The 13,882-nt window shown below is 68.7% G+C and carries 11 protein-coding genes and 3 pseudogenes; 6 read left to right on the forward strand and 8 right to left on the reverse strand.

The genetic code is table 11. The features are described from left to right. Positions 1 to 185: 185 nt before the first annotated feature. The 8 genes and pseudogenes from ACYUED_RS36315 to ACYUED_RS36350 all read right to left on the reverse strand — a co-directional run. Positions 186 to 1,283: a M20 family metallopeptidase gene (locus ACYUED_RS36315; protein ID WP_491288825.1), complete on the reverse strand. Its 1,098-nt coding sequence runs from the start codon at positions 1,281 to 1,283 to the stop codon at positions 186 to 188. A gap of 145 nt (positions 1,284 to 1,428) precedes the next feature. Further along, positions 1,429 to 2,709, reverse strand: a complete 1,281-nt coding sequence (locus ACYUED_RS36320; protein WP_491288826.1) for an aspartate aminotransferase family protein — start codon at positions 2,707 to 2,709, stop codon at positions 1,429 to 1,431. Between the two features lie 88 nt (positions 2,710 to 2,797). After that, entirely contained in the window at positions 2,798 to 3,973 is a 1,176-nt protein-coding gene (locus ACYUED_RS36325; RefSeq protein ID WP_491288827.1) for an MFS transporter, read from the reverse strand. A 65-nt stretch (positions 3,974 to 4,038) separates the two neighbouring features. Beyond that, on the reverse strand, positions 4,039 to 5,103 hold the full coding sequence (locus tag ACYUED_RS36330; RefSeq protein WP_491288828.1) for a hypothetical protein: 1,065 nt from the start codon (positions 5,101 to 5,103) through the stop codon (positions 4,039 to 4,041). Further along, positions 5,031 to 5,471, reverse strand: coding sequence for a helicase associated domain-containing protein (locus ACYUED_RS36335; protein WP_491288829.1), 441 nt, complete (start codon positions 5,469 to 5,471; stop codon positions 5,031 to 5,033). The genes ACYUED_RS36330 and ACYUED_RS36335 overlap by 73 nt, the downstream gene beginning before the upstream one ends. Positions 5,472 to 5,670: 199 nt before the next feature. After that, entirely contained in the window at positions 5,671 to 7,983 is a 2,313-nt protein-coding gene (locus ACYUED_RS36340; RefSeq protein ID WP_491288830.1) for a LuxR C-terminal-related transcriptional regulator, read from the reverse strand. 358 nt (positions 7,984 to 8,341) lie between these two features. Next, positions 8,342 to 9,361 (reverse strand): annotated as a pseudogene (locus ACYUED_RS36345) (IS1634 family transposase); the annotation flags it as partial. Between the two features lie 31 nt (positions 9,362 to 9,392). Further along, positions 9,393 to 10,544, reverse strand: a pseudogene (locus ACYUED_RS36350) (ISKra4 family transposase); the annotation flags it as partial. A 128-nt stretch (positions 10,545 to 10,672) separates the two neighbouring features. On the opposite strand from ACYUED_RS36350, the gene ACYUED_RS36355 reads away from it, so the two are divergent. From ACYUED_RS36355 to ACYUED_RS36380, 6 genes and pseudogenes are all read left to right on the forward strand, one after another. Beyond that, positions 10,673 to 10,909: a hypothetical protein gene (locus ACYUED_RS36355; protein ID WP_491288831.1), complete on the forward strand. Its 237-nt coding sequence runs from the start codon at positions 10,673 to 10,675 to the stop codon at positions 10,907 to 10,909. Positions 10,910 to 11,006: 97 nt separating this feature from the next. Continuing rightward, entirely contained in the window at positions 11,007 to 12,023 is a 1,017-nt protein-coding gene (locus tag ACYUED_RS36360) for a PucR family transcriptional regulator (protein WP_491288832.1), read from the forward strand. Positions 12,024 to 12,036: 13 nt separating this feature from the next. Further along, positions 12,037 to 12,231, forward strand: a complete 195-nt coding sequence (locus tag ACYUED_RS36365) for a helix-turn-helix domain-containing protein (protein WP_491288833.1) — start codon at positions 12,037 to 12,039, stop codon at positions 12,229 to 12,231. Continuing rightward, positions 12,228 to 13,091: a DUF6351 family protein gene (locus ACYUED_RS36370; protein WP_491288834.1), complete on the forward strand. Its 864-nt coding sequence runs from the start codon at positions 12,228 to 12,230 to the stop codon at positions 13,089 to 13,091. The genes ACYUED_RS36365 and ACYUED_RS36370 overlap by 4 nt, the downstream gene beginning before the upstream one ends. 42 nt (positions 13,092 to 13,133) lie before the next feature. After that, positions 13,134 to 13,367 (forward strand): annotated as a pseudogene (locus tag ACYUED_RS36375) (fatty acid--CoA ligase); the annotation flags it as partial. A 205-nt stretch (positions 13,368 to 13,572) separates the two neighbouring features. Beyond that, positions 13,573 to 13,872: a hypothetical protein gene (locus ACYUED_RS36380; RefSeq protein ID WP_491294598.1), complete on the forward strand. Its 300-nt coding sequence runs from the start codon at positions 13,573 to 13,575 to the stop codon at positions 13,870 to 13,872. Positions 13,873 to 13,882 lie beyond the last annotated feature (10 nt).

Raw genomic sequence — 13,882 nt, forward strand, 5'->3', positions numbered from 1 at the left:
AACCGAGGCCGCCCACGATCTGCTGGTAGCCAGTAGGAGCGCGTCCTGGTGGGGACCGCGTTCACCCTGCGGGACCAGCAGCACCGCCCAGCCCCGGCCTGCTCCGCACGCCCCCCCGTTCCCCGGCTGAACCGCCGCCGGATGTCCGACGTCACCGACGGCCTCGTGCGCGGCCGCAAAGCGGCTCAGTCGGTGGCTTGGATTTCCTTCACCAGGCCTGCGACAAGATGCGCCCGTTCTGCCATCGTGTCTACCACCAGCCACTCGTGGTCGGCGTGGGCGCCTCCGCCGACCGCGCCGAGGCCATCGAGGGTGGGCACTCCGAGCGCCCCCGTGAAGTTGCCGTCGCTGCCGCCTCCGACCGCGACACCCTTGATCCCGGGCTGCAGCCGCTGGGCCATCTCGAACAGTTCAGCCGACGCCGACTCCGGCATGGGAGGACGTCCGACGGACCCTCGTACTGTGATCTCCGCGCCCTCCAGATACGGAGCGAGCGAGGCGAACCAGGCTTCGACCCGGTCCTTCTCCTCTGCGGATTCGACCCGGACATCGACCCATACGGTCGCCTCGGCGGGGATCACGTTGTCCGAAGTCCCCGCCGATGCCACGGTCGGCGACACGGTCGTCCCGATCTCCGGGCGGCCCAGCGCGGTGATGTCCAGAATCTGGTGCGCTGCCTCGACCAGCGCGTTCACTCCGGCTTCCGGCTCCAGCCCGGCGTGGGAGGCGCGGCCCTTGATCAGTACCTCGAATGTTCCGCATCCCTTGCGGCCCGTCTTGAGGTGTCCACCGTCGGCCGCGCCTTCGAAGACGAGAACTGCTCCGCAGGCACGTGCCCGTTCCTCGATCAGCGCCCTTGAGGAGGCCGATCCGACCTCTTCGTCCGCCGTGACCAGAATTTCCACACCGGACAGGTCATCCAGCGAGGCCAGGCCGTGGATGGCCTGCACCAGCCCGCCGAGCATGTCGAAGACGCCGGGGCCCGTCGCATGCCCGTCCTCGACACGGAACGGACGGCGCGCGAGCGTGCCCAGCGGGAAGACGGTGTCGTGGTGACCGAGGATGAGCACCTGAGGTTCGCCGCCCCCCGTCCAGTGGACATGCGGACCCGCCTCGCTCTCCAGCAGGACGGCCCGGCCGCCCAGGCGGCTTTCGATGAGCGCAGCGACAGCGCGCGCCGAGGCGTTGAGCGCATCCAGGTCACGCGAGGGTGACTCGACTTCGACGAGGATCCGCAGATCGTCCAGCATCGCGTCGACGCTCACACCAGTGCTTTCGTGCATGCTCATGTCCTCAAGATTAGGAGACACCCCCTCACGCGAGGAGGCTGTCCCGGATGGGGACCGGGAGACGCGGGGCGGTCATCTCTCGGGCGCCGTCCCCTTGCTTCCGTTGCGGAGAGCCGGACGGCTCGGTGATCGTCGCCGTTCAGCGGCGGGTCTGGGCCACGGAGCGAACAGAGTTCTCCAGGGCGGTCAGGAAGTGATCGTCGGTCTCCGCTGCCTGCGGCAGGGACAGTGTGACGAATCCGCTCTTTCCGATGTAGACGCCCCGCTCGATCATCTCGTGGAACAACAGCTCTACCGGTCGCTTGTCCGTACCGGCCAGGTCGGACGCGCGGACGATGGGGGCGTCCGTGGGGTGGATCCCCATGAGCGAGCCCCAACCGGTGGCCTGGAAGCCGTGCTCCCGGAGGATGCCGTCGGCCCGCTTCCGCAGGTCCTCACCGCGGTGGAACAACCCCTCGAGGCGCGACCGGGTGAGCACCGTGCTGAGCATGGCCGAACTGGCCGCCATGGAGAACCGGTTGTTGTTGAAGGTGCCGGAGTGGTCGAAGGAACGCTCCCCGCCGCGCGCGATCTGCAGCATCAGCTCCTCAGTGCCACCGACAACGCCGAAACCGAAGCCTCCACCGATGTACTTGCCCATCGTCGTCATGTCCGGGCGGACGCCGAGCAGGGCCTGACCGCCACCGTAGGACATACGGGAGGTCTGGACCTCGTCGAAGATGAGCACGCTGCCGTTCTCGTCACACAGGTCCCGAAGCCCCTGGAGGAAGCCCGGGACAGCCTGGATGCGGCCTCCGGATCCCAGCATCGGCTCAACCAGGACGCACCCGATCTGCTCGGGCCACTCCTGGAATGCCTCGCGTACAGAGTCGAGGTCGTTGTAGTCGCAGATGACCGCGTCCAGCGGAACATTGAGTGACGGGCGGCCGCGGCTGAAGCTGAGAAAACCGCCGTGGTATCCGCCGTCGAACACCAGCACCTTGCTGCGGTTGGCAGACTTCAGCGCGAGATTGATGGCCACGAGGTTGGCTTCGGTGCCGGAGCTGGTGAAACGCACAAGGTCCATCGAGGGAAAGCGTTCACACAGCATGCGAGCGACGTCGGCTTCCTCCGCCGCGACGGTGCCGAACGACCAGCCGTTCTCGAGAACCGATGCGACGGCTTCCCGTACTGCTTCAGGGTTGTGCCCGGCGAGGCCGACGCTGTAGTCCCCCAAGTAGTCGAGGTACTGATGACCGTCCACGTCCGTGAGCCGACATCCGGCAGCAGACGCGACCGTGAAGGGGAAGGGGTCGAAGTCGAGGACGGAGCGTGTGGTTCCCGAGGGCAGGAACGACCTGGCCCGTGTGTGCAGCTCTCGGCTGACCGGACGCTTTGCGGCGTATCGCTGGTGGGCGTTCTCCAACGCGTCTGTGCTCATGGTGCTCACTCCTGAATCAGGGTCTTCACAACCCGGTACGGGGATGTCTTGAACGGGGCAGCGCGCGGCAGGGACTTGGCGCCCACGCTCAGGCCTTGGAAGGGAGGGGTGCTTGTGGAGTTCGGGTGGACCACAGGCCTGTGGAGAGCACCGCCCCGATCACGACAGGTGCCATCCAGACCCAGGAACTGTCGTTGGAGACCGTGTAGCCAAGGATCACCGAAGACAGGGCCGCGCCTGTGATCATGGCAGCGCGGATGATCGCGTTGACACGGCCCAGCAGCTCGTTGGGGATGGCGTTGTACCGGTATTCGTTCGTGGTGACGTTCATCCCGCCCTCGCCCATCGACAGCAGGAAGAACCCTGCGATGGCGGCGACAGGGGAACCGAGGCACATGGCAACGCCGCCGAGGCCGCAGAAACCGAACCAGACGCCGACGCGGGTCTCAAGGCCCCGTTTCGGGGCGACGCGTGGAGTGACCCACGCTCCGACGGCAGCACCCAGGGCGCCCAGCCCGAGCGCCGTTCCTGTCGTCTCCGCACTCCAGTGCCAGCGTGTCTGCGCGATGACGACGAGCACGGTCGGCACGGCGCCGGCGCCGAGGTTGAAGATCGTCAAGGCTGCTGTGAGACGCCGTACCCGCTTGAGGCTCCAGAAGTAGCTGAAGCCGTTTGCCAGCATCTGGCGGAAGACACTCGGCCCTCGGTTCGCAGTGGCCTGGACCGGCAGTGACATCGCGGCGGCCGCAGTGATCAGGAATGTGGCGGCATCGATCCAGAGCGCGCCTTTCGGCCCAAGGGTGCTGATGACGACACCGACGACGGCCGGCCCCACGAAGCGCACGATGGAGATAGTGGTGGTGTAGTGGCTGTACGCCCTGGCCAGGGCGTGGGCCGGGGCGATCGACGGGATCAGACCGAAGTCGCTGGTCAGCTCGGAGGTCAGTCCGCCGCAGCCCACCAGGAAGAGCAGCACCAGTACGGGCAGGACGTTGTCTTCGGAGATGACGAGCGGCAGGAGCCCGACCATGAGGCACTGCGCCACTTCGGCCCAGATGAACACCTGGCGCCGGTTGAAGCGGTCGACGACCACACCGAAGAGGGGCGAGAGCGCGTAGGGCGCCAGCTGGACCCCGAAGCTCAGGGCGGCGACCACCTTGGAACCGGTGACGGTGAGCAGGATCCACGGCATGGCGACGTTCAGAAACGTGTTGCCGAGCTTGGAGACCGCAGACGCGCTGGTGAACACCCAGAAGTGGCGCATAGAGCCGGAATCTCCGGTCTGGCCGCCATCCTCCTGTGCAGCCTCACACGAGGTGTCGTCGTGCGTCATGATGCCTCGGCCTCCGGGGCCGAGTCGGGCTCTTCGTACTCGACGGTGAAGCGCTCGGTCAGGGCCTGCACCAGTGCGGGTATCTCACCGACCGAGTCGACCCGCAGGTGTGCCGTGGCGGCTCTGCTGGTGGAGTAGAGCATCCCTGAAATGCGGTCTCCCGGCCTCGCCGTGATGTCGACCTTCTCGACCTGTGGGAAGTCCGAGAACACGTCGGCGTCCGGCACTCGGCTGACCACTCCCTGGCGCACGGGGAACATCAAGAACCCGAAGACACCCTCGGCTTCCCGCGGCGTCCACGCCAGCCGGCTGTTGAGCTCTGTGGTGAGGAAGTGCTTCCACACGTCGAACCCGTAGGCGCGCTGCAGGGTTTGCGGGATGCCTCCGCCTCCCGGTCGGCACGCGATCTCACCGACGACGAGTCCCTCTTGTGTACGGAACACCTCGAGGTGGGTGACGGCGGTCAGGGCCGGGTCGATCTGCTTGTGCTGCTCCATCCCGGCGAGGAACTGACGGTCGTCCAGGTCCTTGGTGACGCCGAGGTCGGCGAGGGTGTCGACGTAGGCGTTCTTGAGGCGGTCGTGCCACGGGTCCAGGTAGGCGCCGGTCTCGCGGCGCAGGTACGCCTCGATCGGCTGCACGTTGTGGCCGAGCTCCTGGGCGTAGGCGACGGTGTGCGTCTGGTACCAGGCAGGTTCCGTCGGGCGCTCGCCGTCCGGGGTGAACGGCGAGGGCAGGCGCGGGTCCAGGTCGATGTGGGAGAGGTCGACCAGCCAGGAGCCGGGGATCTTCGGGTTGAACTTCGGGCTGTGGAAGTGGTCCGGGGCGGAGAGACCGACGACCAGGCGGGCCGCGGCCGCGAGGAACGCGGTGTTGAGGTCCAGGCCCACTGCGAAGGGCAGCGTGCACTCCTCATCGCTGAGCGTGTCCACCGAGCGCACCCACTGGTACGCCTCCTCGTTCAGGAATCCGCCGCTCCAGCCGGAGTTCACGACGACGGGGTGTTCGGGGGTGGCTTCCGGTGGCGCCGGACCTTCGGTGTCCGCTGCTTGGCCAGCCATTTCCCGATGTCCATGCCGTGGACGGTGAGGCCGGGGAGGACGTCGGCCTGGCCTTCGTCGGCGACGAGTTCGCGCAGTGCGGCGTAGTGGCGTTGCCATTCGGCCGGCCATTGCGGGTTCCAGTCGTCGTCGATGGCTTCCAGTGCCGTCTTCCAGTCGGGGTGGTCGTCCAGCGCACCGGGCCGCCGCAAATTCGCGAGCCACATCCCCAATGGTCTGTCCAGCGCGGTGGCGGGGCGCGGTGCGCAGAGTGTCCAGTGCTGGTCGTAGTAGGCCTTGGCGGCCTCCAGGTTCTCCTGGAAGCGTTCATCGGCCAGGGACCAGACCATGCCGAGCTGCTCGAGCCGCCTCGCACGCTGGCCGGTCATCTGCCCTGCCCCGTACGCCCGCCACTGCTCCGCCACCCATTATGGTCGATGGAAAAGTGACCCCTTCCGCGATCGAGTGATATCAATCCGGCTTCAGGAGAGTGCCTCGGAGGTGTTCTTCAGCCAACGATCATGTAACGGCCTCCCGGACGCCGCATTGTCGGGGATGCTCACCGGGCAGGACTGCCGTACGGGCGGGTCATTCGGGTTGCTGGGTGGCCCAGGTGGCGATCTGGGCGCGGGAGGTGAAGCCGAGCTTGGTGAGGATGTGCTCGACGTGGGTTTCGGCGGTCCGTCGGGAGATCACCAGTTTGGCGGCGATCTCCTTGTTGCTCAGGCCCTGCGCGATCAGGGCCGCTACCTCGCGCTCCCGGCGCGTGGGTGTGAGCGCCCCGCCCGCCGCAGGCCCGGTCCTGATCCTGGCCGGGGCTCGGGTCGGCGCTTTCTCGCCCAGGGCATAGACGTAGGCATCCTCCCAGGAGAAGCCCTCGCCGATTGTGACGGCCGCCTGGAACGCGGCCTGCCCCAGTGCCTGGCGAGCCCGCTCCACGCACCGGTCGCGGGCGGCGAGCTCCCGGGGCGCCAGGAAATGCGGAGAGGTCTCCAGGACATCCCAGTGGAGTCGCGCCGCACCGAGCAGCCGGGCCGCCTGCTCGTGCCGGTCTTCCTCGCCCGCGATCCAGGCCAGCGCCTCGAGGCTGAAGGCGCAGCTGAGCCGATCGTTGGAGGCGCGCCCGAGGCGGAGGCATTCCTGCAGCAGCGCAGTGGCGCGGGGTAGGTTTCCCTGGCGGAGCATCTCGAGGCCGACGATGCACAGGGGGTAGGCCCTCACCCAGGTGTTGCCGATGTCCTCCCACAGGGCGATCGACTCTTCCCCGAGTTCGACGGATCGCGGGTCGCCGGACAGAGAGGCTGCCCGGGCGAGCACGTATAGCGAAATTCCGGTGCCGACGCGGTCGCCGAGTGCTCGATGGCGCTGCAGTGCCTCGGTGGCCAGGGCGACGCCGCCGGGCAGGTCGCCTTGGCTCATGGTGCACATGGCGGTCCACATGAGAGTCCGGGCCACCTCGCACTGATCGCCGAGCCGCTCGGCAAGGGCTCTTCCTTCCGCCAGCAGGGCAACGGCCTGAGCGGTGTCCTCCTGCTGGTTGGTGAACCAGCCGGCGACCCGCAGCGCTTTGGCCCGCTCGGGGCTGTCCTGGGTGTCCAGCGCGAGAGCCCGGCCGAGCCAGCTCCTGCCTTCGGTGAGGGCGCCGACGAGGTTCCAGTACAGCCCCAGTGCGCCGGCCATCGCCAGCGCCGTCCTGCTGTGACCGGAGTTCAGGCTGTATTCCAGGGCGGCGCGGATATTCGCATGGTCGGCCTCCAGCCGCGCCACCCACGGCTGTTGGCGGGCGTCGGACCAGTCGTTCTCGCCTTCCAGCACCAAGCGCCGGAACCAGTCGAGGTGCCGGCCCCGCCAGAGGTGCTCCTGGTCCCTGTCGGCCAGCTTCTCCCTCCCGTACAGGCGCAGCGTCTCGAACAGCCGGTAGCGCGTACTCGTGCCGCGTTCCTCGCACGTCAGGATCGACTTGTCCACCAGCCCGGTCACCAAGTCGAGGATCTCCGGGCCCCCGATACCATCGCCGGAGCACACCTCCTCGGCCGCCTCCAGGTCGAAGCCGTCGCGGAAGACAGACAGGCGCGTCCACAGTTGCCGCTCCTGCTCGGAGCACAGGTCAAAGCTCCAGTCGATCGTGGCGCGCAGAGTCTGCTGCCGGCGTGCGGCGGTTCGGTATCCGCTGGTCAGCAGCCCGAGCCGGTCATCGAGCCGATGCCGGATCTCCTGGGCCGACATCGCCCGTGCTCGCGCCGCCGCCAATTCGATGGCCAGGGGAATCCCGTCCAGCCGGTGGCAGATCTCGCCGATCACCTGGATCTTGTCCGCGGTCAGCACGAAATCCGGACGCGCTGACTCCGCGCGCTGGGTGAACAGGCTCACCGCCTCGCACCCCTGCGGCGGGGTCTTGGGGCCGGGCAGTGACAGGGGTGGCACGGGCAGGGTGGTTTCGCCCCGTACCCCCAGCCCCTGACGGCTCGTGGCCACGACCTTCAAACCCGGGCTGGCTTCCAGCAGCGCGCCGACCAGCGCGCTGCACGGATCGATTAGGTGCTCGCAGTTGTCCAGGACCAGCAGCACCTGCCGGCCCGCCAGGTGGTCGCGCAGGATCTCCAGCGGCGGACGGGGCGAGTACTCGCGCAGCCCCAGCGCGTCCACGACCGTCTGGCCCAGCAGCGTGCCGTCCGTGAGCTGGGCCAACTCCACCAGCCACACCCCCCCCGGGAAGGCGCGGCGCACCTGCGCGGCGACCCTGAGCGCCAGCCGCGTCTTGCCGATCCCGCCCGGACCCGTCAGCGTGACCAGCCGGCCACGCGACAGCAGGTCCTTGGCCTGGGACGCCTCACGCCGCCGACCGACGAAGCTCGTCAGTTCATCCGGCAGCATCCCCACAGTCCGAGAGCCGCTGGTCATGACCGAAGTCTATTCCGGGGTTCCGATGTATTTCGGTGACCAGGGATGGTGAGGGGCCGCTCGATGGCGGATTCCAGGCTATGAGTGATCGTCTTCCGGGTCTGTGGGCAGCCTCGCCCGATCCGGGGGTTTGCCGACCGTCTGGGCATGACCGTCTCGCTGGGGGGCCAGGTTCCCGCTCGTGACCGCACCTGATGATGTCCACCACCTGCTCACCGGCGCCGGCCAGGTCCTCGACGACCTGCCTGAGTTCCGCAGCTGAGGTGGCGCTCTAGTACACGAATATGGGGTTTGACCTGCGGATATGTCTGAGCGCACGCCGGATCGGCGTGTGTCTAGGCGGGGACGTTCGTGCTGGTCAGACGGGTGCGCCGGGTTCCAGGGTGATGACGCGCTTGGGCTCGGGGACGCCGAGCTTGGCGAGGATCGCGCGCTGGGCGGGGCTGGTCTCGGTGCGCTGACGGAAGGTCCCGGCGAGGCCGGTGAAGGTGCCGACGTGGTTGCGCTCGAGTTCCTCGCGCAGGTTCGTCCAGGTGTCCTCGCAGGTGGTCTCCGTGATGCGGATCAGGAGCAACGCGAGCCAGCAGAGCAGGACATGGGCGCGTATCCGGTCTTCCTTGCGGTGGTAGACGGGCCGCAGATCGATGATCGTCTTCATGTCTCGCCAGCCGCGTTCCACTTCCAGCAACTGTTTGTAGCCGGTCGCGATGTCCTCGGCGGACAGGTGCGGGTCGCTGCAGCGCAGGAGGAAGTTGCCGTCCAGTCGTTCCTCGGCCTTGATCGCCGCCTTGTCGATCCGCAGCAGTCCTTTCGGGGTGACGCGCAGGAAGCGGTTCAGGCCGGGCTTGGTGGACAGTCGTCCGCGCAGTTCGGCGCGCTTGGTCGCGCTCAGCTTGTCGGTGTTCGCGATCGTCTCGCCGAGCTGGGTGAGGAGGTCGACGCGGATCGCGGCGTCGCGCTTGGCCTGTTCGGGGTTGTGGCAGATCACGAACCGGTCGGCGGTGTCGTCGAGTTGGACCTGCTTGACCTGCATGTTGTCGGCAACGTGCGCGTATCGGCCTTGGCGGGACAGGGCGGCCTGGGCGGCGGGTGAGCTGGAGCGGATCTTCTCGCCGAGGATGTAGTGTCCGCCGGCCCGTTGCAGGAAGCGGCGGTTCTTCTCGGAGGCGAAGCCGCGGTCGGCGACCCACACCACGCGGGTCAGTTTCCACTCCCGCAAATCCTCGCGGACCTGGCGGATCAGCGCCGTATCGCCGGTGTTCCCCGGCCAGGACCAGACGCGGATCGGGATGCCGGTGCGGGTGACGGCCATGCCGAGGACAACTTGCGGCAGATCCGGGCGGTGGTCCTTGCTCTTGCCGTACGCGCGGAACGACTTGGGTGCAGTTCCTGTGAGGGTTCTGTTTTGATCATGCCGTGAGGCGGTATTGTGCCTGGTGGTTGCGGATGAACTCCTGCTCCTCGTGCCAGGCCCAGTAGGCGTCGAAGTCGCCGTTGGATCGCAGCGCGCGAAGCTTCAGCACGGCCTCGGCCCCGGCCAGGCCCCAGCGGGCACCGGTAATGTCCAGGCGGTCTTTCACCAGGTGGCGGCAGGCGCCCTCAATGATTCCAGTGGCGATGGGCCAGCCGGCCGCGAGCGCGGTGTCGTAGCGCAGGTATTCGGCCTTGTTGGTGAGGTGGGCCACGGCGTCGTCGATGCCCTTGTTCTTGCCCGCCGTGATGCCGGCGGCCGTCGCGGCCCCTTTGATCTGCTCGGCGGCCTGAATGGCGCCGCCGGCCAGGATGGTGCGGTCGGCGCGGGCGACCCATGCCTCGACGGTCTTGTCGCCGGTGGCGTGCAGGGCGTGGGCTGCGCCCCACAGATACTCCAGCACATGAATGATGTCGATGACGATGTGCACGCCGATGCCCCTGGCCGCGGCCTGCTCGTTGATCAGGTCGATCTCGTGGGGTGCGCCGTCGACCAGGGCCACCCAGGGCCGCGCGTGTTCGGGGTCGCGGTGCTCGGCCTGGTCGAACACCGCGGCGACGACTTCGGCGGCGGTGTCGTTCACCGAGCCGCACAGCCATTTGGAGCGGGCCTTCGGGCCTCTCCGGCGTTCGGGGTCGGCGATGACGTCGTCGACATCGCGCACGGCCGGCTCGGCGTCATAGACGGTGCCCAGGGTCGCCATCCTCTTGCGGCCGTTCTTCTCCCCGGAGGACAACCGCTTGTCCAGCTTGTTGCCGCCTTTCGCGGCGGCCGCCCTGGCCGTGGCCTCCCGCAGCGCCTCCGGCCTTATCACCACGCCCTTGCCGTCCACCGACAGCACCTGCAGCGTCGTGTCCGTGCACGGCACCGGGACGAGCGCGTCGTAGAACGCGTCGATGTCCCCGGCCGCGCCGACGGCCAATTCCAGGACCTGCCGGTACCCGACCCCGGCCCCGGTCAGGGCGTTGACCCGCTGGGCGGCCTCGGCGAACGAGCCGCGGGCGGCCTCGATCGCGGCCAGTTTCGCCACCCCGTGCGAATACATGCCGCCCGGCATGTTCAACACCGCGTCCGCGGGGCTGCCGGGTCTCCTACACCAGCGTCTACAGCCTCACCGACGAGATCATCCAGCCGGCCGCGCCCGAGCCGACCGCCGCGCTGGACGGCGCAGCCAACATCGCCGTCCAGGACATCTGCCCGGGCCGGTACGTGGGACACGTGCAGAGCGTCGTCGATGCCGCCTATTACGCCGTCGTCCTCGACGCCCTGAAGCATCGCGGTGCGGCGAGCGCCGGCCGGGTCAACCGCATGGCGTGCTTCGAGCGGTTCATGCCCTACGTGTCCGACGCCGAGGCCGTCGCCGGCATCGCGGCGGTGTACGCCATCGCGGGCGTCGTTCAGCAGCAGCACGACAAGGTCGACGCCGAACCGCCGCTCAAGCCGTATGTCCGGTAACCGGGGTTGTTGATGCCCCGACTCGCTTACCCTCTGGCGAGGCGCATGGCCACTGGCCATCGTCGAGCGGGAAACGGGGGCGTCGGTCACCGAGGCGGTGACCACCATCGCCGCGCGGCTCGACGCCCGCCGCGAGGAGCTGGCCGACTGCATCGTCGGCCGGATTCGCAGCGAGATCGCCGATTACCGGCTGGCCGACGACGAGCTCATCGCCGACGTCCGCTCGGTCACCGCGTCGCAGCTCGAGGTGTTGATCGCCCTGCTGCCCGACAGCCAGGACGCCGACGAGCGGGTGTTCGAGCCCGTGCGTGCCGGCGGCGCCCGGCGGGTGCACCAGGGCGTTTCGCTGGAGTCCTTCCAGCGCGCTGCGCGCCTGTGGGGACAGGTCATGTGGGAGACGGTGCTCGAGGAGAGCGACCCGGCCGACGCGGCCGAGCGGGAGGCCGCGCTCCTGATCGCGGGGCGGATCATGCGCCACGTCGACGAGATGTCGCGGCACGTGGCGGAGGCGTTCCTCAACGAGCTGCGGAGCGCGTGGAGCGACCGCGAGGTCGTCCGCCGCGACCTGCTCGACGACCTTGTGGCCGGCCAGGGCGACACCGAGCGCGTGCGCCGGCTGGCGCGTTCGCTGAAGCTCTCGCTCGCGACTCGCTACATGGTTATCGTCCTGCGCGGGCCGGAGGCGCTGGCCGAGGAGCAGGCCGACCAGGCGTTGGCGTCGCGTGTCGCCCTGCGCCGCACCGTCGAGCTTGCACGCCGTCATCTGCGGGCCGGCTGCTCGGCCGTGCTGGTGGGCATGCGTCACGGTGAGGTCGTCGCCCTGTGCCCGAGCGAGGAGGCCGAGGCCGTCGACGAGATCCGCCGCTGCGCCGTCACGCTCGCCGAAGCGCTGGTCGACGCCGAGGTGTGCGTCGGGGTCGGCGATTCGCACGCCGGCCTGGCCGGCATCGCCGCGTCCTACGCAGAGGCGCGCGACGCGGTCGACATCGCCGTCGGCATCGGCGTCACCGGGCGGCCGCTGTACTTCGACGAGGTCCTCATCGACCACATGATCCGCTCGACCCCGCACGCCGACCGCATCCTCGACTCGACGCTGCGGCCGCTGCTCGAGTAAGCAGGCCGAGCTCGTGCCGACCCTCCGCGCGTACGTGTCGAGCGGCTTCAATCTGACCCGCAGCGCCGAGGTGCTGCACGTCCACCCGAACACGGTCGTCTACCGGCTGCGGCGCATCCGCGAGCTGTTGGGCCGCGATCCCCAGACGCCGGACGATCTGCTGCTGCTCATCCTCGGCCTCAAACTCGTGGAGCTCCAAGCCCGGTGAACAAGACCCGAATCGCGATCATCCTCGGTGCCGTGCTGTGGCTCGCGCCGCCGGCCGCGGCGCAGTCGGAGTGCGCCAACCAGGACAAGGTCAAGGTTCCCGCGGCCGAGATGCAGCGCCTCGTGTGCCTGGCCGACATGACGACGACCGGCACGGCCGAGACCGATTACACGGACGCGAGCGACTGGGCGTCGCTGAGCCCGACGGGCCAGCCGAAGCCCAGCGGCGTGCCCGGCCTGCAGGTTGACGGCTACTTCAAGGACAGCTCGACCGCGAACAGCACGCACGGCTGGTTCCACGACTCTCAGTTCGTCATCCGGATGCCGGACAAGTGGAACGGCAAGCTCGTGATCACGGGGGCGCCCGGCGTGCGCAAGCAGTACGCCCAGGACGTCGAGATCTCCGACTACGTCCTCGACCGCGGCTACGCCTATGCGTCGACCGACAAGGGCAACGGCGGCACAAGCTTCTACAACGACGGTGTCGATCCCGGCGACGCCGGTGTCGAGTGGAACGCGCGCGTGACCGAGTTGACGATCGCCACCAAGGCGGTCATCGCGCAGTACTACGGCCGCGCTCCCGACCGGACCTACGTGACCGGCATCAGCCAGGGCGGCTACCTCACGCGCTGGCAGCTCGAGAACCGCCCGGACCTCTACGACGGCGGCGTCGACTGGGAGGGGACGTTCTGGAACGTCAGCACGCCGAACGTCTTCACCAACCTGGCCGCGGCGCTCAAGTACTACCCCAGCTTCCGCGCGACGCGCGACCGCGCCGCGCACGACGCGATGGCCCGCGCGGGCTTCGCTCCCGGTCGGAGTTCCTGTGGGAGGACCACTACGTCGTCTACTGGGACCTGACGCAGCGCACCTCCCGCGAGGAGTTCGATCCCTCCTACGACGGTGACCTCAAGGCTCCGTCAAAGCGGATCAAGCCCAGAGACGGGCCCGCTCGCCTCGGTCGCCAGGCCACCGCGCCACGCTGACGGCGACGATGACGCGACGTGGCGCTATCGCGACACGGCCGGGCGGCTGCTGTCGTTCGTCGAGGCGCGCGTGGTCAGCGAGGAGGGCGAGATCCTCCCTCGCGACGGGAAGCAGACGGGCGAGCTCGAGGTGCGCGGCCCGTGGGTCGCCACCGGCTACCTGGGCGTCGAGGCGCCCGAGAAGTTCCACGACGGCTGGCTGCGCACCGGCGACGTCGCCCTCGATCGACCCGGAGGGCTACGTCCGCATCACCGATCGCGCCAAGGACGTCATCAAGAGCGGTGGCGAGTGGATCTCCTCCGTCGAGCTGGAGAAGGAGCTCGTCGCGCACCCCGACGTCCTGGAAGCCGCCGTCATCGCGCGGCCCGACGAGCGCTGGACCGAGCGCCCGCTCGCCTGCGTGGTCCGCCGCGACGGCGCGGGCTGCGGCCCTGCCGAGCTGCGCGAGCACCTCTCCGGCCGCAAAATGGTGGCTGCCCGACGCCTTCGCGTTCATCGACGAGGTCCCGAAGACCGGCACGGGCAAGTACGACAAGAAGCTGCTGCGGGCCCGCCTCGCCGACGGCGACCTCGGACCCGTCGAGAGCGCGTAGGGAGTGAGGACGATGACGGCCCGTCAGGAAGAACCGGCGCGTTTCGAGCCGACGGAGAATAGGGTCGCGCCC

The organism is Streptomyces sp. DF42 (assembly GCF_058267695.1).